This window comes from Nonomuraea turkmeniaca (assembly GCF_005889735.1).
In the GTDB taxonomy this organism is placed as follows: Bacteria; Actinomycetota; Actinomycetes; order Streptosporangiales; family Streptosporangiaceae; genus Nonomuraea; species Nonomuraea turkmeniaca.
This window is the reverse complement of record NZ_VCKY01000174.1, coordinates 1-22046: the sequence shown is the minus strand read 5'-3', so window position 1 is coordinate 22046 and position 22046 is coordinate 1. Positions and strand designations below refer to the sequence as shown.

Annotated in this window: 21 protein-coding genes; 11 read left to right on the top strand and 10 right to left on the bottom strand. The window is 69.9% G+C overall.

All coding sequences use genetic code 11. The annotated features are described in order from the left end of the window. Positions 1-1841: alpha/beta fold hydrolase (locus ETD86_RS37820; protein WP_138671459.1), on the top strand; the 1841-nt coding region annotated here is incomplete at its 5' end. 52 nt (positions 1842-1893) lie between these two features. On the opposite strand, the gene ETD86_RS37815 is transcribed toward ETD86_RS37820, so the two are convergent. The 5 genes from ETD86_RS37815 to ETD86_RS37795 form a co-directional block, all read right to left on the bottom strand. Then, positions 1894-4308 (bottom strand): aminotransferase class I/II-fold pyridoxal phosphate-dependent enzyme, encoded by a 2415-nt coding sequence (locus tag ETD86_RS37815; RefSeq protein WP_138671458.1) that lies wholly within the window; start codon positions 4306-4308, stop codon positions 1894-1896. A gap of 309 nt (positions 4309-4617) precedes the next feature. Next, complete coding sequence (locus ETD86_RS37810) at positions 4618-5826, bottom strand: prephenate dehydrogenase (protein WP_138671457.1); 1209 nt, start codon at positions 5824-5826, stop codon at positions 4618-4620. Between the two features lie 11 nt (positions 5827-5837). Then, positions 5838-6917, bottom strand: a complete 1080-nt coding sequence (gene hppD / locus ETD86_RS37805; protein WP_138671456.1) for a 4-hydroxyphenylpyruvate dioxygenase — start codon at positions 6915-6917, stop codon at positions 5838-5840. 200 nt (positions 6918-7117) lie between these two features. After that, positions 7118-8353, bottom strand: a complete 1236-nt coding sequence (locus tag ETD86_RS37800) for a sensor histidine kinase (protein WP_246148806.1) — start codon at positions 8351-8353, stop codon at positions 7118-7120. Then, on the bottom strand, positions 8350-9003 hold the full coding sequence (locus tag ETD86_RS37795) for a response regulator transcription factor (RefSeq protein ID WP_138671455.1): 654 nt from the start codon (positions 9001-9003) through the stop codon (positions 8350-8352). The genes ETD86_RS37800 and ETD86_RS37795 overlap by 4 nt, the downstream gene beginning before the upstream one ends. A 164-nt stretch (positions 9004-9167) precedes the next feature. Here ETD86_RS37795 and ETD86_RS37790 point away from each other — a divergent pair, with 164 nt between their 5' ends. After that, the gene (locus ETD86_RS37790; RefSeq protein WP_170223476.1) at positions 9168-10178 is read left to right on the top strand and encodes a phosphotransferase enzyme family protein; all 1011 of its coding nucleotides are present in this window, start codon (positions 9168-9170) and stop codon (positions 10176-10178) included. Between the two features lie 12 nt (positions 10179-10190). Here ETD86_RS37790 and ETD86_RS37785 read toward each other — a convergent pair whose 3' ends face one another. Both ETD86_RS37785 and ETD86_RS37780 read right to left on the bottom strand, forming a co-directional pair. Next, positions 10191-10553, bottom strand: coding sequence for an MmcQ/YjbR family DNA-binding protein (locus ETD86_RS37785; RefSeq protein WP_138671453.1), 363 nt, complete (start codon positions 10551-10553; stop codon positions 10191-10193). A 19-nt stretch (positions 10554-10572) separates the two neighbouring features. After that, on the bottom strand, positions 10573-10986 hold the full coding sequence (locus tag ETD86_RS37780; RefSeq protein ID WP_138671452.1) for a VOC family protein: 414 nt from the start codon (positions 10984-10986) through the stop codon (positions 10573-10575). A gap of 342 nt (positions 10987-11328) precedes the next feature. On the opposite strand from ETD86_RS37780, the gene ETD86_RS37775 reads away from it, so the two are divergent. Next, positions 11329-11796: a MarR family winged helix-turn-helix transcriptional regulator gene (locus ETD86_RS37775; protein WP_138671451.1), complete on the top strand. Its 468-nt coding sequence runs from the start codon at positions 11329-11331 to the stop codon at positions 11794-11796. 31 nt (positions 11797-11827) lie between these two features. Here the strand turns inward: ETD86_RS37775 and ETD86_RS37770 are convergent, their stop codons facing one another. Next, positions 11828-12409: a TetR/AcrR family transcriptional regulator gene (locus tag ETD86_RS37770; protein WP_138671450.1), complete on the bottom strand. Its 582-nt coding sequence runs from the start codon at positions 12407-12409 to the stop codon at positions 11828-11830. Between ETD86_RS37770 and ETD86_RS37765 the strand changes: the two genes are divergently transcribed. The 3 genes from ETD86_RS37765 to ETD86_RS37755 all read left to right on the top strand — a co-directional run bounded on the left by ETD86_RS37765 (position 12408) and on the right by ETD86_RS37755 (position 15789). Continuing rightward, positions 12408-13517, top strand: coding sequence for an FAD-dependent monooxygenase (locus ETD86_RS37765; protein WP_342779337.1), 1110 nt, complete (start codon positions 12408-12410; stop codon positions 13515-13517). The genes ETD86_RS37770 and ETD86_RS37765 overlap by 2 nt on opposite strands. Before the next feature lie 165 nt (positions 13518-13682). Then, positions 13683-14399: a VOC family protein gene (locus tag ETD86_RS37760; protein ID WP_170223475.1), complete on the top strand. Its 717-nt coding sequence runs from the start codon at positions 13683-13685 to the stop codon at positions 14397-14399. Between the two features lie 118 nt (positions 14400-14517). Next, positions 14518-15789: an MFS transporter gene (locus tag ETD86_RS37755; protein WP_138671447.1), complete on the top strand. Its 1272-nt coding sequence runs from the start codon at positions 14518-14520 to the stop codon at positions 15787-15789. Here ETD86_RS37755 and ETD86_RS37750 read toward each other — a convergent pair. Beyond that, entirely contained in the window at positions 15782-16546 is a 765-nt protein-coding gene (locus ETD86_RS37750) for an SDR family NAD(P)-dependent oxidoreductase (RefSeq protein WP_246148804.1), read from the bottom strand. The genes ETD86_RS37755 and ETD86_RS37750 overlap by 8 nt on opposite strands. Positions 16547-16600: 54 nt before the next feature. On the opposite strand from ETD86_RS37750, the gene ETD86_RS37745 reads away from it, so the two are divergent. Beyond that, positions 16601-16954: an ArsR/SmtB family transcription factor gene (locus ETD86_RS37745; protein ID WP_138671445.1), complete on the top strand. Its 354-nt coding sequence runs from the start codon at positions 16601-16603 to the stop codon at positions 16952-16954. 226 nt (positions 16955-17180) lie between these two features. Beyond that, a complete protein-coding gene (locus ETD86_RS37740) occupies positions 17181-18383 on the top strand; it encodes a low temperature requirement protein A (protein WP_138671444.1) in 1203 nt (400 codons plus the stop codon). A gap of 84 nt (positions 18384-18467) precedes the next feature. Here ETD86_RS37740 and ETD86_RS37735 read toward each other — a convergent pair whose 3' ends face one another. After that, complete coding sequence (locus tag ETD86_RS37735; protein WP_138671443.1) at positions 18468-19397, bottom strand: RNA polymerase sigma-70 factor; 930 nt, start codon at positions 19395-19397, stop codon at positions 18468-18470. Between the two features lie 424 nt (positions 19398-19821). Between ETD86_RS37735 and ETD86_RS37725 the strand changes: the two genes are divergently transcribed. The 3 genes from ETD86_RS37725 (at position 19822) to ETD86_RS37715 (ending at position 21376) form a co-directional block, all read left to right on the top strand. Further along, positions 19822-20577: an SDR family oxidoreductase gene (locus tag ETD86_RS37725; protein WP_138671441.1), complete on the top strand. Its 756-nt coding sequence runs from the start codon at positions 19822-19824 to the stop codon at positions 20575-20577. 36 nt (positions 20578-20613) lie between these two features. Then, positions 20614-21051, top strand: coding sequence for a cupin domain-containing protein (locus ETD86_RS37720; RefSeq protein WP_138671440.1), 438 nt, complete (start codon positions 20614-20616; stop codon positions 21049-21051). 85 nt (positions 21052-21136) lie between these two features. Continuing rightward, positions 21137-21376 carry a hypothetical protein gene (locus ETD86_RS37715; protein ID WP_138671439.1) on the top strand — a complete coding sequence of 80 codons (240 nt, stop codon included), beginning with the start codon at positions 21137-21139 and terminating at the stop codon, positions 21374-21376. Positions 21377-22046: the final 670 nt, after the last annotated feature.

Genomic DNA, 22046 nt, shown 5'->3' with positions numbered 1-22046 from the left:
AAGCGGTGGCCGGCTATCTGGCCGAGCACCGCATCGATCACGTCAAGGCCGTCCCCTCCCACCTGGCCGCCCTCACCGCCGCGGCCGGGGTGGAGCGGATCCTGCCCGCCCGGTCGCTGGTGCTGGGTGGTGAAGCGGCGCCGGCGGCGTGGGTGGCTGACCTGGTGGCGGTGGCTGGGGATCGGCGGGTGTTCAACCATTACGGGCCGACCGAGGCCACCATCGGGATCGCCACCACCGAACTGTCGGCCGACACGCTGGCCGGTGGGGTGGTGCCGGTGGGCACGCCGATCGCCAACACCCGCCTGTATGTTCTCGATGAGGCGCTGAACCCGGTTCCGGCCGGAGTGGTCGGCGAACTCTACGCCGCCGGCGCCTCCCTGGCCCGAGGGTATGTGGGCCGTCCCGGTCTGACCGGTGAGCGGTTCGTGGCCTGCCCCTTCGGGGGTTCGGGTGAGCGCATGTACCGCACCGGCGACCTCGCGAAGTGGACCCCGGACGGGCAGGTGGTGTTCGCCGGTCGGGCCGATGAGCAGGTGAAGATCCGCGGGTTCCGGATCGAGCCGGGCGAGATCGAGGCCGCCCTGCTGGCCCACCCCGAGGTCGCCCAGGCGGCGGTCGTCGCCCGCGAGGACACCCCCGGCGACAAACGCCTGATCGCCTATGTGGTGTCGGCCGACGGCGACACGGTGGACGACAGGCTGCGCGACTACCTGGCCCAGCGGCTGCCCGACCACATGGTCCCCTCAGCCGTCGTGACGCTGCCCGAACTACCGCTGACGGCCAACGGCAAACTCGACCGCAAAGCCCTGCCCGCACCCGAGTACACCACCACAGCCGCCGAGGCGTCGCGGAAGCTCGGCACGGGTGCCGCCTCGGCCCTGCAGATCCTCGTCTCCGAGGTGTTCGCCGAAGTAGTCGGCGTGCCGGCGGTCGGGATCCACGACGACTTCTTCGAACTCGGCGGACACTCCCTGCTGGCCGTCACGCTCGTGACGCGGTTGCAGGAAAGAGGCGTGTCCCTCTCCGTACGCAACGTATTCGCCGGCCCGACGGTGGCCGGCCTCCTCGATCAGATCAGCCTGTCCTCGGTCGGCGACTCACTCGGCAGGCTGCTGCCGATCCGTCCCCAGGGGGATCGGGCACCGATCTTCTGCGTCCACCCCGGCACCGGTCTGAGCTGGTGCTACCGGCCGCTGACCCGGTTCGTCCCGGACGGCGTTCCGCTGTACGGGTTGCAGGCCGCCGGATTCGACGGCGAAACCGAGCCGGCGCGGAGCGTCGCGGAGATGGCGGAGGACTACATCGAGCAGATCCGCACGGTGCAGCCGCACGGCCCGTACCATCTCATGGGCTTCTCCTTCGGCGGAGTACCCGCACACGAGATCGCCGTGCGACTGCAGGCCGCAGGGGAGACCATCGCTTCCCTGGTCATCTTGGACGCCTATCCGTTCCGCCCGGGGGACCAGGAGCCCGAGGTGGCGCCGGCCACGGTCGACCCGGACGGCCTGGAGCGCCTGGCGGCGAGATTCCGTGAGGAGGCGGGCGAGGTCCTCGGCGGCATCTCCGATGACGAAGTGCTCCTGGCCGCGAAGATCTTCACGAACAACACGGCGATCAGGAGAGCTCACCGCCCCGGGATCTTCGAGGGCGACGTGCTGGTTCTCACCGCCGGAGTGCACGACGAGGGCAGGGCTCCGGACGTCAGCAGCTGGGAGCCGTACGTGCGCGGGGAGATCTCAGAGGTCAGCATGCCCTCCCGGCACACGGACATGATGCAGCCCGACACGCTGCGCCAGGCCTGGCAGGCGATAGCCGAGTGGCTGGAGGCCAAGGGCTGAGACCGCTCCGTGGCCCGGCGTACGCGCTGGATGGCGAAGGGCGCTCAGACGGTCAACGCAGCGCCGCGACCTCGGATTCGATGAACGCCACGAGCCGCGCGACGCCTTCCTCGATCTCGGCGTGCGACAGATAGCTGATGGACAGCCGGATGGTGTGGTCGCCCCCGCCCTCCGGGTAGAAGTACGCCATCGGCGTCCAGATGACGCCGAAGTCCTGCGCGGACCTGGTCAGCGCGGCGTTGCCGGCGAGGAAGGGCACCTGCAGGGTCAGGAAGAATCCCCCGGCGGGGGTGTTCCAGCTCACGCCGAGCGCCTCTCTGCGCTCTGCCGGCAACCGTGTCTCCAAGGTCTGGAGCGTCCAGCGCATGGCGTCGCCGTAGTAGGCGGCCGTCTCTGTGTTCAGCTCCGAGATCCGGCCGCCGGACGTGAGCAGCGCGCCCGCCACCGCCGCCTGGCTGAGCGGTGAGGTGTTCACCGTGATCATGCTCTTGACCTTGGCCAGTTCGTCCGCCAGCAGGCCGGCGCCACCGTCGACGGTCCGCACCGCCTGGTCGGCGACGACGAACCCGACACGCGCCCCGGGGAAGACGGTCTTGGCGTAGGAGCCGAGGTGGATCACCCGCCGGTTGCCGTCGAGCGATTTGAGCGTGGGCACCTGCGCGCCGGGACTGACCAGCCGGTAGGGACTGTCCTCCAGGATGAGGAGGTCGAGCCGCTCGGCCAGTTCGAGCAGGTCGCGCCGGGCCTCCAACGGCATGGTGACCCCCGACGGGTTCGAGTGGTCCGGGATAACATAGACGGCCTTGGGCCGTCGTCCGCGCGCCCGTTCCGCCATGACGGCGGCCTCCAGGTCGGCACATGACAGCCCGCTCGCCCGCTCCTCCACGGCGGTCACGGCGACGTCCAGCAGCCGGGCCGCGCCGGTGATGCCCACGTAGCACGGGCTGGAGACCAGCAACACGTCGTCGGGGCCGGACATGAGCACGCGCAGCGCCAGGAACATCGCCTCCTGGCAGCCGACCGTGACCACTATCGACTCGGGTGGCACGTCGATGCCTTCGTCCGCGCGCAGCGAGTCGGCGATGAGCTCACGGATCTGTCCCGCGGCGGGGCCGTACTGGAACACGGCGTCGCGCACCTGAGCCGGCGAGCGGCCTTGGGCGGCCAGATGATCCAGATAGCGCCGGACGTAGGTGAAGATCTGCTCGGTGTCGAAGAACCCGTCATATGGGCGTCCGGGGGCGAAGGACACCGCGTCGGGGTAGCGCAGCGTCACCTCGTTCAGGAAGTTCATCGTGTCCATGACCGGGTCGCTGACGCTGGCATGCAGGTCTTCCCGCCGCAGTGGTCCCCCGCTCACGGCGACCGGCCGCGGCCGGGGTTCCCGCCGTTCGTCGCGGACGCCGGCGCCCGCGGGGGCGGGACGGACGAGCTCGGGTCCGATGTCGGCGATGGTGCCGACGCCGGCGAGCGTCATCGCGTCGGTCAGCTCGCTCAGCAGGATGTTCAGCACGCCCGTCACGCCCTCGGCACCGCCCACCGCGAGACCGTGCAGGACCGGACGGCCGAGGAACACCGCGTCGGCGCCGAGCGCGAGCGCGGCGAGCACGTCACGCCCGCGGCGTACCCCGCCGTCGAGCAGGATGGGGACACGCCCGGCCACCGCCGCTGCGATCTCCGGCAGGACGTCGAGCGTTGCGGGGACGCCGTCGAGCTGCCGGCCGCCGTGGTTGGACACCACGATGCCGTCCGCCCCGGCCTCGGCCGCGCACACCGCGTCGGTGTCGGTGAGGACGCCCTTGACCAGGATCGGCAGCGAGCTGACCGAGCGCAGCCAGTCCACCACCGACCAGTCGAGGTCCGGGGCGAACTCGGCGCTCGCGTGTGCGGCGGGCACCGCGAAACCGTCTCCGGAGAGGTTGGCGGGTGCGATCCCCGGTGGCAGCCGGAAGCCGTTGCGCAGGTCCCGCAGCCTGCGGCCGAGACGGGGCGCGTCGACGGTGAGGACGAGCGCCTCGAAGCCGGCGAGCTCCGCCCGTTCGATGAGGTTCTCGATCATCGGACGATCGCGCAGGCAGTAGATCTGGAGCCACAGCGGGACGCCGTCGCTGCCGGCGGCGAGTTCCTCGACGTCGCGCCCGGCGAAGGTGCTGATCACCACCGGCACCTTCGCCGCCGCCGCCGTCCCCCGCACGGTGGCGAGCTCGCCCATCGGGTGGGCCAGGGTCTGGTACGCCAGCGGCGCGATCGCCACGGGGGCGTCCCAGGTGCGGCCGAGGACCTTGGCGGCGGTCTCCGGCCGGCTCACGCCACGCAACATCCGCGGGCGCAGCCACATCCTGTCGAACGCCTCGGCATTGGCCGCGAGGGTTCGTTCCTCACCGGCGCCGCCCTCGAAGAAATCCCAGATCGCGGGGTCGAGCCGAGCTTGGGCCGATCGCGCGAAGTCACCGAGTGTTAATTCCATCGCCTGTCCTCCGCAGCCGATAATCCAGCCGACATGTCACTCGCGATACGAATACCTGAAGAATGGAGCGCAGGGAAATTGGATATACAAATCCCGGCCGATCCTCTCATGCCGCCCTGCTGTCCAAAAAGAGGCGCCCGTTTTCCGCCCGCGATGCGCCGGAAAATATTTGCGCGGCATGGTTGACAGCGCCGCGGAGGCGATTCCCTGAAACGGATCGGCCGGCGATTCGAATCCGGCCGGCGGCCGCAGCGGTGCGAGGGGCGCTTGCGGTCAGGGCACGACGTGCGCACCCCTGACCCGCCGCGATCAGCAGGTGGGCGTCACCGGCACGGACCAGCCGCGGGTACGCAGCTCGGCGGCCAGCAGCGGCGCGGAATCCGGGTCGACGGCCAGCTCCACCACACCGACCGAGCGGCCCGGCAGGTGGTCGATCGTGACGTCTTCGATGTTGATGCCAGCCACTCCGGCCGCCTGGAAGATCAGGGCCAGTTCGCCGGGCCGGTCGGGGACCAGAGCCGTCACCGTCGCCAGGGGCTGCGGCGACCCGCCGTGCTTGGCCGGGATCCGGCCACGCCCGTCGGTGCCTCGGGCCAGCAGATCGGCGACCGGACGTGCCGTGTCGGCGTCCGGACGCCCCAGGTCGGCGACCGGACGTGCCAGGTCGGCGACCGGACGCGCCAGGTCGGCGGGGCCGCCCTCCGCCCGCAGCGCCGCGGCCGTCAACGCCAGATCACGCGCGACCGATTCGATCACGTCGGCGACGGGGTGCGCGTTGGCCCGCAGGATCTCCAGCCAGAGCTCGGGGTCCGCGGCCGCGATCCTGGTGACGTCGCGTGCGCCCTGGCCCGCGAGGTTCACCATGTGCTGCGGGGCCTCGGTGAACCGGGCGGCCATCGCGGCGGACACCACGTGCGGCGCGTGCGAGATCAGGGCCACCGCGCGATCGTGCTCGGCGGCGTCCATGGTGACGGGTGTCGCGCCGCAGCCGGTGACCAGCTCGGTGACGCCGGCGACGACGGCCGGATCGCACTCCTGGGTGGGACAGAGCACCCAGGGTCGGCCCAGGAAGAGGCCGGGGCGGGCGGCCAGCGGCCCCGAGCGCTCGCGTCCGCCCATCGGGTGGCCGGGGACGAAGACCCGCAGGTCGCAGCCGAGTCGCATGGCCTCGGCCAGCGGGGGGCCCTTGACGCTGGCCACGTCGGTGTACGCCGCCGCCACGCCGCGTTTCTGCGCGTCCAGCAACGTCGCGGCGACGGCGGGCGGCGGGACGGCCACCACCGCCAGGTCGGCAGGCTCGCCGGAATCGTCCGGCCAGGGTGTTCCCGCGCCGAGGTCGGCCGCCAGCCGCACCGCGTCCGGGTCCCGGTCGATCAGCAGTACTTCGGTTCCGACCTGCCGCATCGCCAGTGCGATCGACGTTCCGATCAGGCCCGTGCCGATGACGACGATGCGGCCGAGCGCGGGTGCTGCTGCCCGCTGCTCGCTCGCGAGCGCGTGAAGTCCGGACGCGGCCATGGCACCGGCTCTCAATCCAGAACGGCCGGATTAGTGCTGGCCTGCTGGCGCTCGACGGCCTCGTAGAGGGCCTGGATGTTGTTGCTGCCGAAGGTGCGGGCGCCCCGGCGATCGATCAGCTCGTAGAAGAGGGTGCCCCTCGGGTGCCGCGACTCGGTGAAGATCTGCAGCATGACCCCCGAATGATCGCGGTCGGCGAGAATGTTGAGCTCGCGCAGCTCCTCCACCGGGACGCCGATCGGCCCGAGCCTGGCCATCAGCATCTCGTAGTAGCTCGACGGCGTGGTGAGGAAGCGCACGCCCCGCTCGGCGCTCGTGCGCACGGAGGCGGCGATGTCGTCGGTGAGGAACGCGACGTGCTGCACGCCGGCGCCGTCGTGGTCCTTCAGGAACGCGTCGATCTGGCCCTGGTCACGGGTGACATCCGGCTCGATGATCGTGAGGGTGAGTTTCGCCGACTCGCTCTGGACGACCTTGGAGTCCATGGCCTGCGACCCCACGACGATCCGCTCCTCGAAGATCTGGCGCAGGCCGAAGACCTCCTGGTAGTGGTGGACCGTCTCGTCCAGAGTGCCCGCGGGCACGCAGACCGCGAAGTGGTCGATGGTCTTGAGCAGGCCTCCGCCGGAGCGGCCGCAGCTGGTCTCCTCGATGACGGGGGCGAAGGGAGCGGCGGGGCCGCCCTCGCGGGAGACGAAGCGGTGCTCCACGTCGCCGAAGCCGGTCACCGAGGCGAAGACGACCCTGGCGCCTACCGGGCCGGACACTTCGGGAGGGGCGACCGGAGCGGCCCCCCGCTCCACGGCCTCGGCGAAGGCGGCCTGCGCGTCGGAGACACGCAGGCCGATGACGCCCACACCGTCGCCGTGCAAGCGGACGTACTCGGAGGCACGATGATCCATGCTGGTGGGGGAGGTGGCCAGAAGGGTGATCTCGGACTGACGCAACAGGATCGAATCGCACCCACGCAGCCCCGTGCCGGGTCCCCCGCGACCGGCGAGTGCGAAGCCGAAGCAATCGCGTAAATAGGCCGCCGCCTGCTCCGCATCCTCAACGAATAACTCAATGTGATCGATCGCTTGAATGTCCACTTGCCGCCACCTCCATCGGCGCCCCTGACTATCCGGCGCCACTCCGGTCGACCTAGTCAACGACAATCATCAGGCGACCGTCCAACTGAGCGTTCGCGGCGCTTGGACACCCGCCGCGGCTGACTCGCGGAATTACTCTGGCGGCATGGTGAGACGTTGCCGATTATCCGATTGCAGTACTCGGGTTCGGCATCTGGTATTCACCGCAATGATTCATGGGGCGCGAATGCGGCGAAGCCCGGAAGGGTCACGGTGACGGAGAGCCCGCCGTCCGGGTTGGCCGTGGCATGCACGGCGCCGTGGTGGGCGTTGGTGATGGCGGCGACGATGGACAGGCCGAGCCCCGCCCCGCCGGCGGATCCGGTCCGGTCCGGGTCGAGTCTGCGGAATGGCTCGAAGAGCTCATCGACCCTGTCGGGCGGGACGTGCGGGCCGGTGTTGCGGACGACCAACCCGGTGTCGGGGGACAACGCGACCTGGACGTGCCCGCCGGGGTGGTTGTGCCGGATGGCGTTCTGGACCAGGTTGGCCACCAGCCGGTGGAGCATCACCTCATCGCCGGCGACGATGACGGGGCGGGTGGCGATGGAGACGGTGGCAGTGATGCCGCTGCGTTCGGCCGCCGGCTGGTGCTCCGCGACGACCTGCTCGACCAGGACCGAGAGCTCCACCGGGGCCTGCGTGTCGAGGCCGCGTTCGCCCTGCGCGAGGACGAGCAGCCCTTCGATGAGCCGTTCGGACCGTTGAGTGTTGCGCAACAGCTCGGCCCGGATCCAGGAGATCTTCTCCGGTGAGGGGTTGGCCAGGCCGACCTCGATGGCGGTCCGCTGGATGGCGAGCGGGGTGCGTAGTTCGTGGGAGGCGTTGGCGACGAAGCGGCGCTGACTCGCCACCGCGTGCTCCAGGCGGTCGAGCATGGCGTCGAAGGTGTCGGCCAGCTCTTTGAGCTCGTCTTGCGATCCGGAGAGCGCGATGCGCTCGTGCAGGGTTGACAGCGACAGCCGGCGGGCAGTGGCGGTGATGCGGTGCAGCGGTCGCAGCAGCCGCCCGGTGAGCCACCAGCACACCGCGAACGCCAGCACCGCGATCACCACGATGGTGATCAGGGTGATGACCCGCTGCGAGTCCACCAGGTTCTGCTGTATCTCGGCCGTCCAGTCGAGCGAGTCCTCCGGACCCGGCTGCGCGCCGGCCGACCGCGACTCAGAGGGGACGATCGAACAGGTGGCGCCGGGCCCGCACGGCATCTCGCTCACCGCACCCTGCGGCATGTCCTGCAGGTTCCTGCCGACGGCGATCACCTGGAACTCCTGCGCGACGATCAGCGCCCCCAAGGTGATGACCGTGAAGACCCCGCCGTAGAGCAGGGTCATCCGGGTCCGCACCGAACCGCGGGTCATCGGCCACAGCCGCCGCACGGCCCGAAGCAGGCTCACAGCCGATACCCGCTGCCCGGGACGGTGATGATGACGGGCGGCTGGCCGAGCTTGGCCCGCAGCTTGCTCATCGTCACCTTGACGACGGTGGTGAACGGGTCTGTGTGCTCATCCCAGGCCCGCTCCAGGAGCTCCTCGGCGCTGACGGTCGCGCCGCGCGCCCGCATCAGCACTTCGAGCACCCCGTACTCCTTGCGCGACAGAGCCAGGTAGCGGCCCTCGCGGAAGGCCTGCCGGCGCGCGGTGTCCAGGGTGATGCCGGCGTACTCCAGCACCGGCGGCAGCGGCGGGCCGGCCCGCCGGGCAAGTGCGTGGATCCGGGCCACCAGTTCGTCGAAGGCGAAAGGTTTGGCCAGGTAGTCGTCGGCGCCCAGGTTCAGTCCGGTGACCCGGTCGTGCACCGCGCCGGAGGCGGTCAGCATCAGGATGCGGACCGGATCTTCGCGCTGGACCAGCTCGCGGCAGATCTCGTCACCGTGCCGACGGGGGAGGTCCCGGTCCAGGACGAGCACGTCGTAGGTGTTGACCGCGAGGCATTCCATCGCCGCCGCGCCGTCGTAGGCGACGTCGACCGCCATCGCCTGCCCGCGCAGTCCCTCGGCCACGAGGTCGGCGAGGACACGCTCATCTTCGGCCACCAGTATCCGCATGGTCCCATTCCCGCAGATCTGCGATAAGTGGGCGGTTAACGCTAGTGGTCACCGTGGGGAAACCACCATCACCCCTGTCTACCTCACCACGGCCCCGATCCGGGCGATACCAGGTGCATACCGATCATCGGCGGAGTCACCGTCCATGGGCCAGACTGGGTGGCGTGACCCTCGTCGAGAACCTGGTGGCGCACGTACGCGAGGCGTTCGGGTGGAGTGAGGACGTCGTGGTGTCCGCCGGCCCTCGGGGGGCGCTGGGGCAGATCTGGCGGCTGGAGGTCGGACCGGCACGATACGCGCTCAAGGAGATCTTCGCCGAGCCGCCGTCGGAGCCGCTGATCGCGGCGGAGCTGGCGTTCGCGCGGCGGGCGGCCGAAGCGGGGGTGCGGCTGCCGGCCAGCCACCCCGACCGGGCGGGCCGGCACCTGCTCGAGACGCCCGAGGGGACGTGGCTGCGCCTGTACGACTGGATCGACTCGCGGCCCGTCGAACCGGCGGCCCGGTCCACACCACAGGAGCTTGGGACGCTGCTCGCGCGCCTGCACCGGTGCGCGCCCGCGGCGGTCGCCGAGCCGGCCGGCGGGCCGCCCCATCCTTGGTACGACCGGGTTCCCGCGGCTGACGCGTGGGCGCAGGTGTCCGAATCGGACACGGTGTGGGCGGCACGCCTCGCCGACCGGCTGGCCACACTGCCGGAGCTGTGCGCGGCGGTCGCGCCGGCCGATCTCTCCGAGCTGATCGTCTGCCATCGCGACCTGCACCCGGAGAACGTCCTCGCCGATGCCGCCGGTGAGCTGGTGGTCGTCGACTGGGGCGACTTCGGCCCGGCCGCGCCGGGGCGGGAGCTGGCCAAGGTGTTGTTCGACTGGTTCTGCGACGGCCCCGCCGACCTCGGCGCCATGCGCGCCATGTACGAGGCGTACGTGCGCGCGGGTGGTCCGGGACGGATCGCCGAGCCGGCGGACTTCTCCATGCTCGTGGCCTCCCGGGTGAACTTCCTGCTGCTCCAGACCCGGGTCGCGGTCGACCCCACGGCCGAGCAGCGGCACCGCGAGTGGGCGGAACGCGAGATCGACGAGGCACTCCGTATCCTGCCGAGCCCACGGCAGCTGGCCGAGGTGCTCGAGCTCGCACGGGCGGCGGAATCATCGTCGCCGGGACGAGGTGCGCTCTGATGACCTGGTCTGTCAGGTCATCAGCTCCCTCCGCTGAGCCCCGGTCAGTCGTGCCACCACCAGCTCGTAGGAGTGCTCGATCAGCTCCAGCAGCTCCTCATCAGGCACCGAGCCATCGAGGGCCACGGTGTTCCAGTGCCGCTTGTTGAGGTGATAGCCCGGGGTGATCGCGGCATGGCGAGCACGCAGATCCGCGGCCAGATCAGGATCACACTTGAGGCTGATGCTCCCCGGCGGAGGACCCAGCGGCACCAGCGCGAAGATCCGCCCGGCCACCTTGAAGACAGCCACCTCGTCGCCGAACGGGTAGTCCTCCGCCGATCCTGGCTTGGCCAGGCACTCCCTGATCACCTGGTCACGCCGTGAGCCGTCCACGTGCTCGCCTCCCCGTTCTCTAGCTCGACGGCTGGCTGATATTGACCATCCACGGCACGCCGAACCTGTCGACGCACATGCCGAACTCGTCGCCCCAGACCTGCTTCGCCAGGGGCATCGTGACGGTCCCGCCCGTGGACAACTTTTCCCAGTAGCCGCGAAGGCGGTCGGCGTCGTCGCCGCTGAGACTCACCGAGGAGCCCGCCATGGGCTCGTACGGCATGTCGCTGGTGACGTCGCTAGCCATGATCGTGTAGCCGGCGTCGGTCTCCAGCATCGCGTGCATGACCCGGTCGGCATCCGGCGAGTCCGTAGCGCCGGCCTCGCCGAAGGTGTTGAGGGCGAGGTCGCCGCCGAACACGTTCGCGTAGAACTCCATCGCCTGGCGGGCGTTGCCGTTGAACGTGAGGTACGGGTTGAGCCGTGAGGACATGATTCCTCCTGGAACTGCGGGTTTTGGACAAGAGTCCCGGTCAGTCGAGGGGAAGTAGGCGAGGACTACGCTATCGCCCTCGTGTGCCGGGCGACGGGCGACGTCGGCACCACGGCCTCACGCCTGGTCATGGCCAAGGCGCTGCCGCCGCCGGCCGAGGCCGTCGGGTCCGTGCCGGTCGGCGGCGCTGGCGGGGTGGGTGCTGGTCCTTGCCGGTCAAGGTGCCGAGGGGATTGGCGAGCAGCACACGGAGATCGAGGTCGTTGGACACGCGGCGGTTCCCCCACGATACTTGAGCAGGCAAAATAGATTTGCCAGCAAACCTTCAAGAGGAAGCGCTCGATGCCAACGGACGGCCCGACCGTCGATCAAGGTGTGCGGGAGATGATCCTGCTGATGCCGCGGCTGGTCGCGCGTGCCAAGCGCATGGCGATCCCCGAGCAGCTGCAGGACTTCGCACTCACGCCCCGCCACCTGTCGCTCCTGGCTCTCCTGCTGTACGACGGCCCGGCCACGGTCAAGGCGCTGGCCGGGAAGCTCGAGATCGCGTCGACGACGGTCAGCCTGATGGTCGGTGACTTGAGCCGGCAGGGCATCCTCGCGCGGTGTGAGGACGAGCAGGACCGGCGGCGAACCATCGTCAGCATCGCTGGCGGGCACCGCGACGCGATCGAGGGCTGGCTGGCCGCAGGAGCGGACGCCTGGCGTACCGCGCTGGAGCCCTTGAGCCCGTCCGAGCGGCAACTGGTCATCAACGCGCTGCGCACCTATGAGCGCGAGACGATGAGACGCACCCGGCAGCCTGACTGACTTCAACGCCGCCATCGCGGAAGGTCACCGGTCAGCGTCGGTGGTGCGGGTAGGTCGTGCTGATCAGGCGGCTCAGGAAGTGGTCGAGGTCGTCGAGCCCGTAGGAGGCCAGCACGTCGGGCTCTTGGGTGAGCAGGTAGGTCAACGCGCTGTTGATCGTCAGGGTCACTATGGCGGCACTCTCCCGGGTGGCGGGGAGGCCGGCGGCCTGGTGGGCTGCCAGGTGCAGGTCGAGGTCGGCGCGGGTGAGCCGGGCCAGAGTTCGTTGGACCTGGGGGTTTCTCGAGGCCTCGGCGTGCAGCTCGATGTAGGCCAGGACCCGCGGCCGGTTGACCGTCAGGGCACGGTCGATCAACTGGCGCAACAGCGCGAGCAACTGGTCGACGGTGTGGAGCTCTGCCTGTCGAAGTTCGCTCCAGTAGCGCTCGACGCACCGCTCGGCGGCTGCCTGGAGGAGGCTGTCGCGGGTCGGGAAGTAGTTTTTGGCTGTGCCCTCCGGCAGGCCGGCAGCACGGTCCACCGCACGGTGGGTCAGGCCCCTGCCGCCCTGGCCCGCCAGCACCTCGATAGCCGCGTCGCCCAGCTGGTCGCGACGGGCTCTGTTCTCCACCATGGCTCCCTATTCTCTCGCCTGGCTTCATCACCATAGCTGTGGTACTACATATGTGGTGATTGAAATGAATCGAGCTGTCATTGTCGGTGCCGGAGTAGGCGGGTTGACGACCGCGATCGCGCTGCGCGCGATCGGCTGGGACGTCTCGATCTTCGAGCGGTGGCCCCGGATCGTCGGCGAAGGCACGGCGTTGGGCATCCACCCCGACGCCCAAGCCGGCCTGGCCGGTCTGGGGCTGGGGGAGATACTGCGCGAGCGCACCGTGCCCTACCGGCGGGCGGGGGTCCGGACCCCCGACGGCAGGCGCCTGGCCGGCCTGCCGCTGGAGCGCATCGAACGGCGTGGGGGAGCGCCGGTCCGCATGTTGTCGCGAGTCTCGCTGATCGAGATGTTGGTGCAGCAGGTGGACCCGGCGACGATCAGCACGGGCGTGGAGATCACAGATCCCTCCGCGCTGCGCGCTGACTATGACCTGGTGGTCGGCGCCGACGGGGTGCGCAGCGCGGTGCGCCAGGCGTTCTTCACTGGCACGACCGGGCCACGCTACGCAGGCATCGTCGCCTGGCGCGGAGCGATCAAGGGCTTCGAGCCGCAGGACTACGGCGAGACCTGGGGGCGCGGGCAGATGTTCGGGATGACGCCGCAGGCACCGGGGGTGACGAACTGGTACGCGCCCGTGCGCACCCCTGAAGGAGTACGCGAGAGCCTCGACGACCTCCGCGCACGCTTCGCCGACTGGCACGATCCCATCCCGCGCGTCCTGGCGGCGGCCGAGGAGGGTGCCGTGCTGCGACACGAGGTCTACGAGCTGGCGCCGCCGCTGGCGTCCTACGTCACCGGGAACGTGGCGCTGATCGGGGACGCGGCCCACGCGATGGCGCCCGCGCTGGGGCAAGGCGCCTGCCAGGCGCTGCTCGACGCGGTAGAACTCGCCGCCTGCCTGCGGGCGCACCCGGGCGACGTGGCGCAGGCGCTGCTCTCCTATGACGCACGGCGGCGCCCGGCCGCCCAGCGACTGGTCGCCGCGTCTCGCTGGATGACCGGCCTGGCCGTGGCAGGCCGCCTGACAGGCCCGCGCAACGCACTGATGCGCCTGCTGCCCCTTTAGGCAGGGCGGCACCGAAGGGCCCTCTCGGTCGTGGCCATGACCGAGAGGGCCCACGAGTCCGCGCAGGACCTCGTCCGGGCCGTTGACAGCGAACAGCCGCCGACATTAGGTTTGCTAGCAAATCTGTTTTGCTAACAAACCCAGATATCGTCACGGAGGAGTCACGTGCCTGTCTACGACCTCGACCACGTCACCCTTGGCGTACGTCACCTCTACGAGAGCGCAGAGCGGCTGCGCCGCGAAACCGGGCTGCGGAGCCACGAGGGGGGATGGCTGTCGGTCATGCCCACCGCTCATCGGGTCATACCGCTGCCGGGCGACGCCTGCATCAACGTCGAGTCGGTGATCGACCACTACGCCGAGCTGCCGGTGGGGGTCGACGCGTTCCGCACATGGTTCGAAGAGACCACCCGGCAAGCCGACCACTGGATGACGTGGAATCTCCGGGCGCGCAGTTATGCCGACATCGAGGACGTGGCGCGCCGCTTCGGCGGCGAGGTCGTGACGTCCCCCGGCGCGCAGCGGCCTGACGGATCGTCCGCGACCACCGTCATGGCACCCGGCAACGCCGCGCTGACCTGGGCCCGCGGACTGCCGAACTGGTACTTCTACGACGACATGGACCAGCACCCGGCGCGCCGGACGCCGATGACGCACGAGCGTCCCCTGCTCGCGGTCGCCTGGCTCGAGATCGGTGGTGACCCTGCGGAGGTCGAGGAGCACATCGGCACGGAGACCTTCGAGACCCTGCCCCTGCGGTTCGTGGCGGAGAGCGCGGGCCTGTACGGAGTGGGCCTCCGCACCAGGGACGGGGAGGAGATCGCCCTTCGCGCGGCATCGGGAGCGGCCGGCCTCGCCGAACTCGCCGCCCGGGCCGGCTGACCAGGGCAGCCGGCATCCCTGCCCCGCCGCCGGACATCGGCGGGAGCTGCCGGCGGGATCTCCAGCCTCCCCGCTTCCCCAGACCGTAGCCGAAAGTGATCCGAGAAGGTGATGCCGCGTGGCGTGGCTCCGTTCGTTCTGGGCAGGACTGCCGATCGAGGGGCGGTGGCTGCTCGCGGTCGTCGCCGTGCAGACACTCGGCCGGGGCCTCACGCTCCCCTTCACGGTCATCTACCTGCGTGAGGTCCGCGGGTTCGAGCTCAGCGTCGCCGGCGCGCTGATGTCGCTCGTCGCGGTCGCGGGATTCGTCATCACCGCCCCGAGCGGCTGGCTGGTGGATCGGTACGGCGCTCGCAGCGTCCTGCTCGGCGGGCAGAGCGCGATGATGATCGGCAGCGCGCTGCTCGCGTTCGCCACCGATCCCTGGACCGCGGCGTTGGCGCTCACCCTGATCGGCCTCAACTTCGGGGCGGCGCTCCCAGCGTTCAACACGCTGATCGCCGCGGTCGTCGACGGGGACGTGCGACAACGTTTCTTCGGCATCCACTTCGCCCTCATGAACGTCGGCATCGGCGCGGGAGGCGTCGTCGGTGGGTTGTTCGTCGATGTGGACGTGCCCGCCACGTTCACCACGGTCTACCTCGCCGAGGCCGGGGCGGCCCTGGTGCCTATAGCCGTGCTCCTGGGACCGCTCCGGGCAGTGCGGGAGCACGCCGGCCGGGCCATGGGACCACGCCCCGCGACGTCCGGTTACCGTGCCATCCTCCGGCAGCCCGCGGCGCGATGGCTTGCCGCGCTCACCTTCACCGGCGTCCTCGTCGGATACGGCCAGTTCCAGGTCGGCATTCCGAGTTATGCGCGGGAGGTCGCCGGCGCCTCCACTGACGCCATCGGCATCGCCTACGCGGTCAACACCACGATGATCGTCGCCCTGCAACTCCCGGTGTTGTCGCGGATCAGCGGCCGGCGCCGAGTGATGATCGTGATGGCCGGCGCGTGGGCCGGCGCATGGTTGCTGCTCGGCGCCGCGGGGCTAGGACCCGGCACCCTCGTCGCGACCGCCGGGCTCCTGGCCTTCATGGCGGTCTTCGCCTTCGGTGAGACGTTGCTGCAGCCGACGGTTCCGGCGATCACCAACGACCTGGCGACCGACGACGCCCGCGGCCGGTACAACGCGGTCAACGCAGCGGCGTTCAACGGCGGCGCGATCGCCGCACCGGCGGTCGCCGGCCTGCTCCTGGGCCTGGACGTGGCCGCGGCGTACGTCGGCCTGATGGTCGCGGGATGCCTGGCGGTCTGTGCCATGGCACTCGCCCTGGAGCGGAGAATCCCGCCGAGCGCCAACGGGGTGTCACCTTCCAACCGGCTCGAACGCGGGAGCTTCAGCTGAGCTCCAGCCCGCCGTCGATGGTGAGGACCTGGCCGGTGATCCAGGTGGCGGTGGGGTCGGCGAGGTGCACGATCCAGGTGGCCACTTCCTCCGGAGTGCCTCGGCGGCCGAGCGGGATACGGCCGATCTCGTCCTGCTTGATCTGCTCGACCACGACGTCGGGCAGGCCGGAGGCGGCCAGGGCCTCGCTCTCCGTGGGACCGGGGGCCAGAGCGTTGACGCGAATGCCGTCGGGGGCCAGTTCCAGCGCCCAACTGCGGGTCAGTTGTTCCAGGGCGGCCTTGGAGGCGGCGTAGTGGGCGGCGCCGGGCAGGGGGCGGTGGCCGTAGGTGCTGGAGACATTGATGATCGTGCCGCGGCTGGTGCGCAGATGCGGCAGCGCGGCGTGGGCGAGCAGGCTGGGCGCGGTGACGTTGAGGGCCATCAGGTCGGTGATGCGCTGGGCGTCGGTGTCGGCCAGCGGCATGACGGCGGTGGTGCCGGCGTTGTTGATCAGGATGTCCAGGCGCCCCCAGCGATCGGCGGCCGCTTGGATGACGGCGTGTGGTGCGCCGTCGGCGGTGATGTCGGCCGGCAGGGTGACGATGCCGGGATGCTGGACGGCGGTCTGATGCAGGGCCTCGGCACGGCGCCCGATGCCGAGCACGTGCGCGCCGGCGCGGGCGAGGGCGATGGCCGTGGCGCGGCCGATCCCGGATCCGGCGCCGGTGACGATCGCGACATGGTCCTGCAGATGTCTGGTGGGCTGGGTGGTCACGTTATGCCTCTTCGTTCGACGTTCGTGAAACATCGAACAAGCTACCATGGGGGGATGAAGCAGGCGCATCATCCCGAAGTGGGCGAGATCGCGCTGACCGGCGTGATGGCGGCGCTCAGTGATCCGATCCGGGTCGGACTGGTGCGGGTGCTGGCCGACGGCCGGGAGCGCGGCTGGGGCGAGTTCCGGGCGCCGGTGGCCAAGTCGACGCTCAGCCACCACCTGCGGGTCCTCCGCGATGCCGGGCTGACCCGCACCCGCCAGGAGGGCACTCGCTGTTTCGTGGCCCTGCGCAGGCAGGACATGGAGGCCCGCTTCCCCGGGTTGCTGCACGTGGTGCTGGCCGCGGCCGAGGAAGAGGACCTCGGTCGCCAGGTGAGCATGAAAGATGACCCGCATCCCGCCTGAAGGCTCTTGGGTCAGGTGACTCCCGCCGTTCAGGTGACGCCAGCCGTGCGGAGCTCGCGCGAGGAGTCGGAAACGAATCGCCGCTCCTTCCGCGGTTGACGATTCTCGGTGCCGAGTTGTCACAGGTGCGACTCCTGTTCGGTCTCTTTCGGAGAGAACGGGCTCACGGAGTGACAGGAGCGGGACCTTGCCGGCAGCCAGCATCAGAAGTCAGATCCGAGTGCGGATGCGTGCGCGTCCCATCGACGAGCCGCACCGCGCTTCGAGTCAGCTCGAGCTGCTGTTCGACCTCACCTTCGTGGTCGCGGTCGCGGCGGTCACCGCCCAACTCGCGCACAACATCGCCGACGGTCACGGCCTGAGCGGGGTGGTCCCGTTCCTGCAGGTGTTCTTCGCGATCTGGTGGGCGTGGATGAACTTCACCTGGTTCGCCTCCTCCTACGACACCGACGATGTCGCCTACCGGCTGCTGACCTTGGTGCAGATGGGCGGCGTGCTGGTCATCGCCGCGGGGGTGCCGGCCGCGGCCGTCCACTCCGATTTCGTCGTCGTCGGGCTGGGTTACCTCGTCATGAGGATCGGGCTGGTCGCCCAATGGCTGCGGGCCGGGCTCGAAGACCCGGCGAGTCGCCGCACCGCGCTGCGTAACGCCGGCGGCTTCAGCGTCCTGCAGGTGGGGTGGCTGCTGAGACACCTCCTCGCGGGGACGGGCACCCTGCCCTCGTCCTTGGAGCTGCTGTCCTTCGCCTGTCTGGTCGTCCTGGAACTCGCGGTGCCTCGGTGGGCGGACCGGGCCAGACCCACCAACTGGCACCCGCACCACATCGCCGAGCGCTACGGCCTGTTCACGATCATTTTGCTCGGTGAGGGCGTGCTCGCTGCGAGCAGGGGCGTCGAAGGAGCGCTTGAGGCGGGCGGTCTCAGCAGTCCCTTTGTCGTCGTCGCGGTTTCCGGTCTCGTCCTGCTGTTCGCCCACTGGTGGCTCTATTTCCTCGTCCAGGCCGGTGAAGGCCTCAGCGTCCGCCGTCATCGTTCCTATCTGTGGGGATACGGTCACTACGGCATCTTCGCGGCCTTGGCGGCCCTCGGCGCCGGGCTCGAAGCCGCGGTCGAGCAGAGTGGGCACGCGGTTGAGGCAACACCGCTCGCGCTCGGCTACGCCGTCGCCATTCCGGTCGGTCTGTACCTCGCCCTGCTCTGGGCGGTGCACGCGCTTGTCGCCCTGGAACCCGTCATCCATCCTGGTGCGGTTCTCGTTGGCGTCGCCGTCATCCTGTCGCTGCCGCTCGCGACGCCTTGGATCGGCGTGGCCGCCGTGGTCGCGGCGATCGCGGGCATCTCTGTCCTGCTGGTCGCCGTCACGATCGCGGCCAAGGCAGATTGGGCCCGCGCCGGAAAACGCCGTCCTGGGCCGGAAGTCCCGGCGTAAGGTCGACGGGCCGCTCAGGCAGGCGTGCCCGTACCGTCTTCGTCGAGCGCGGGCCGACATCAACACCGCGAGCCGGCACAGGGCCTATTGACCTTCCATGGCTTGCGGCGGACCAGGCGCAGCGGACACAGCGGTGATCTTCGCCGGGTTCATCATCCACAGCACCTGGTCGATGCCTTCCGCCGATGCGTTGACCGTGAGGATCGTGAACACCTGGCCGTCGCGGCTGAGGAGAGCCGAGGTCTGCCCGTTCGTGCTCGCCCACTCCACGTCCACCCCGGCCCAGAAGCGGTCCGCGAACGCCCTGAGGTACTTTGCCACCCGGGCTGCGCCCACCACGGGGAACCGAGAGGCGCGTACGGCGCCGCCGCCGTCGGAGTAACTGGTCACGTCCGCGGCGAAGAGCTCCTCCAGCGCGGCCAGGTCGCCTGAGCGGGCGGCGGCGACGAAGGCCGTCAGCAGCCTGCGCTGTTCGGCCCTGGCCACGGGCGTACGACGCTCGACGAGCACGCGCTTGCGTGCCCTGCTGACCAGCTGGCGTACGGCTGCCTCGTTGAGCTGCACGATCTCGGCGATCTGCCGGTAGGGGTAGTCGAAGGCCTCCCGCAGCACGTACGCCGCCCGCTCGGTGGGTGAGAGCCGCTCCAGAAGCAGCAGGACCGCGAACTCCAGGGCCTCATCTCGCTCCGCGCCGAGGTGTGGATCCGCGCCGGTGTCGACGGGCTCGGGCAGCCATGGACCGATGTAGGTCTCGCGGCGAACGCGGGCGGACTGGGCGGCGTTGATGGCCAGGCGTGTGGTCGAGGTCGCCAGGAATGCGTCCGGGTTTTCCACGGTGGCGCGGTCATAGTTCTGCCAGCGCATCCAGACGTCCTGCACCAGATCCTCGGCTTCGGTGACGCTGGCCAGCATTCGGTACGCGATCCCGAACAGGCGCGGCCGCAGGCGGGAGAAGACCGCTACGGCCTCTTCGAGATCTTCCGGGCCGCCCGCTTCGGTGTCCGGCACTGCCATCGCCCCCTGTCCCCGCCGCTGCCCCGCCCTCCGCCGGCAGCCGCATTGGTCCGACCCCGTTCTGGACCGCCACCTGCCGCCTACCCCTTGAACAGCTAGGGCAGGCAAGCGGCGGGTAACGGCCCCGAGAGATTTCCTCCGACGACTTTGCCATGGTCACGATGCCGGGCAATGCCTGGCCTCCCCGCGGGGAAGGCGGTGGTCGTTGCGGCCACGGCCTGGTCCACGTCGGCTGTGGTGCCCTCGGGTGCCTGGGCCATGGCTTGACCGGTTGCCGGGTGCACTACGTCGAGTGGTCCGGGGAAGAAGCCTGGAGGAAGGGCCTTGAAAGGATTTCGCTGGGGCTGTCACACGTCGGGAGGCTGCCCGGTCTTAGCTGGCGACCGGATGGCAATGGATGCCCTGGTGGACAGGAAGGCATGTCATGAAGATCGTGGTAATCGGGGGGACCGGCCTGATCGGGTCGAAGCTCGTGACGAAACTGGAGGAGCACGGTCACGAGGCGGTCGCCGCGTCGCCGAACACCGGCGTCAACGCCCTCACCGGTGAAGGGCTGGCCGAGGTGCTGGCGGGCGCGCAGGTGGTGGTCGATGTGTCGAACTCCCCGTCGTTCGAGGAGAAGGCGGTGCTGGAGTTCTTCGAGACCTCCACCCGCAATCTGCTCGCCGCGGAGGCGGCGGCCGGTGTCGGTCACCACGTCGCGCTGTCGGTGGTGGGTACGGAGCGGCCGCCGGGGAACGCCTACTTCCGGGCGAAGATCGCTCAGGAGCGGCTGATCGAGAAGTCGTCGATCCCGTTCTCGCTCGTGCACGCCACCCAGTTCTTCGAGTTCATCCGGAGAATCGCCGACGAGGCCACGGACGGCGACACGGTGCGGATGCCACCCGTACTCTTCCAGCCCATCGCCGGCGACGAGGTCGCGCAGGCGGTCGGCAGGGTCGCGGTGGGGACGCCGTTGAACGGCAGGGTCGAGGTGGCCGGGCCCGAGCAGGTCCGGATGGACGACTTCTACCGCGACGCGCTGGCCTCCTGGGGCGATCCGCGCGAGGTGGTCACCGACCCGCACGCGCACTACTTCGGAGCCGAGGTGCTCGAGCGGTCGCTGGTGCCGGAGGACGGCGCCACCCTCGGCACGATCCGTTACCGCGACTGGCCCGGCCGGGACGCGGCCGCGAAGTAGCGCGCCCTTGTCCTCAGGTTCAGAAAGGTAGTTCCCATGCCTGACATCGACCCGGCGACGACCGGGCCCACGCCGAGATCGACCGCGTGGCAGACAGCGCTCACCATGCTGCAGGAGGCCGAGCCGCCCTTCATCCCGGAGGGCGCTCATGCGATGACCGTGGTCATCGAGTATCCGCCCGGCGACCCCGGTACGCCGCCGCACCGGCACTCCGGCCCGGCGTTCGGCTACGTGCTGGAAGGCGAGATGCTGCTGGAACTGGAAGGCGAGCCGGAGCGGGTCGTACGCGCCGGCGAGGCGTTCTGGGAGCAGGGCGGAGACGTCATCCATTACCAGGACGGCAACAACCGCGGCGACATCCCGCTCCGTTTCACCGTCACCATGCTGTGCGAGCCCGGTAAGCCGATGCTCACCCTGGTGGACGACGAAGAGCTCGCCCAGCGCAAGGACCGCCGCGCCCCTCGCCCGTCCTGAACGCGGACGTCCTGGACGGGCCCGTCCTGGACGGGCCCGTCCCGTACGCGGACGTCCAGCCACCCACACCACGCAAGGAGGAAAGATGACCGCTCCGAGCGGCGAGAACGAATTCCTGCACGAGCTCAAGGCCGAGGTCGAGGAGGAAATGATCCTGGCCGAGTCGAGCCACCCGGAAGAGGTCGCCGGCCTGCCGGTCGCCGACTGGTTGTTCGATCCGACGGACGTGGAGCGCGAGGAAATCGGGCTGCGGGGCCTGCTCGATGCCGTCGAGGCGCTGGAGGGCGACCCCCATACCGACGATCATCGCGCGGGAAATGCCTGAAGCGCCCGCTCCGAGCCCACCAGGCGCCGGCGGACCTCCGCCCTCTCGCTCGACCCGGAGCGAAACCCGGAAGCCGTCGAAGAGGTGGGCAGCGGCAAGCCCATGGCGACCGCTCCCTGGAACTGTCGCTCGTTTCCTTCGGCGCGGAGCACTCGAGAGGTCCGGCGCTCACTGCCTCGGAATGGTCCTGCGCCCGGCAGGAGGAAGTCGATGAGGCTGCCGGGAAGCAGCCGGGGTTATCAGGTGCTGTCGGCCGTGGTGCGGGGCGAGCCGCAGCGGCAGCGGTCGTTGGCCGATCAGCCGGCCATCGACCGCACTGTGCCGCGTCCAGCCGTGTGGCCGCGGCGGAGGAGTGGATCCTTGAAGGTCGCTCACCGCGGGGTCGTCAACGCGAGCATCAGGTGGAACGCTTGACGCGCGCCGTTGGGCATTGACAAGTAGGGGCAGCGTACGTCATCATGAAGCTGCGACCGGAACTATGGGTCTGCGTTAGCGTGGACAAATTAAATCAGAGCGAGTACGCTCGTGCTTCCACGCTGTCTTTTTGACGACCCGCGATGCTTGCTCACGTTGCGAGGTTGTCTGGCGTGCGTGTAGTCAGTCCGCCGCGAGCCCTCGGAAGGACATCTGTTGGCAGCCTCGCGCAACGCCTCCGCCGTACCCGCTGGTC

Coding starts and splice junctions, on each gene's coding strand:
- ETD86_RS37765 (WP_342779337.1), top strand. CDS start 12,408: ATGGCTCCCTATTCTCTCGCCTGGCTTCATCACCATAGCTGTGGTACT.
- ETD86_RS37795 (WP_138671455.1), bottom strand. CDS start 9,003: ATGCGGATACTGGTGGCCGAAGATGAGCGTGTCCTCGCCGACCTCGTG.
- ETD86_RS37770 (WP_138671450.1), bottom strand. CDS start 12,409: ATGGTGGAGAACAGAGCCCGTCGCGACCAGCTGGGCGACGCGGCTATC.
- ETD86_RS37810 (WP_138671457.1), bottom strand. CDS start 5,826: ATGGCCGCGTCCGGACTTCACGCGCTCGCGAGCGAGCAGCGGGCAGCA.
- ETD86_RS37815 (WP_138671458.1), bottom strand. CDS start 4,308: ATGGAATTAACACTCGGTGACTTCGCGCGATCGGCCCAAGCTCGGCTC.
- ETD86_RS37745 (WP_138671445.1), top strand. CDS start 16,601: ATGAAGCAGGCGCATCATCCCGAAGTGGGCGAGATCGCGCTGACCGGC.
- ETD86_RS37725 (WP_138671441.1), top strand. CDS start 19,822: ATGAAGATCGTGGTAATCGGGGGGACCGGCCTGATCGGGTCGAAGCTC.
- ETD86_RS37735 (WP_138671443.1), bottom strand. CDS start 19,397: ATGGCAGTGCCGGACACCGAAGCGGGCGGCCCGGAAGATCTCGAAGAG.
- ETD86_RS37715 (WP_138671439.1), top strand. CDS start 21,137: ATGACCGCTCCGAGCGGCGAGAACGAATTCCTGCACGAGCTCAAGGCC.
- ETD86_RS37740 (WP_138671444.1), top strand. CDS start 17,181: ATGCGTGCGCGTCCCATCGACGAGCCGCACCGCGCTTCGAGTCAGCTC.
- ETD86_RS37780 (WP_138671452.1), bottom strand. CDS start 10,986: ATGTCCTCACGGCTCAACCCGTACCTCACGTTCAACGGCAACGCCCGC.
- ETD86_RS37775 (WP_138671451.1), top strand. CDS start 11,329: ATGCCAACGGACGGCCCGACCGTCGATCAAGGTGTGCGGGAGATGATC.
- ETD86_RS37720 (WP_138671440.1), top strand. CDS start 20,614: ATGCCTGACATCGACCCGGCGACGACCGGGCCCACGCCGAGATCGACC.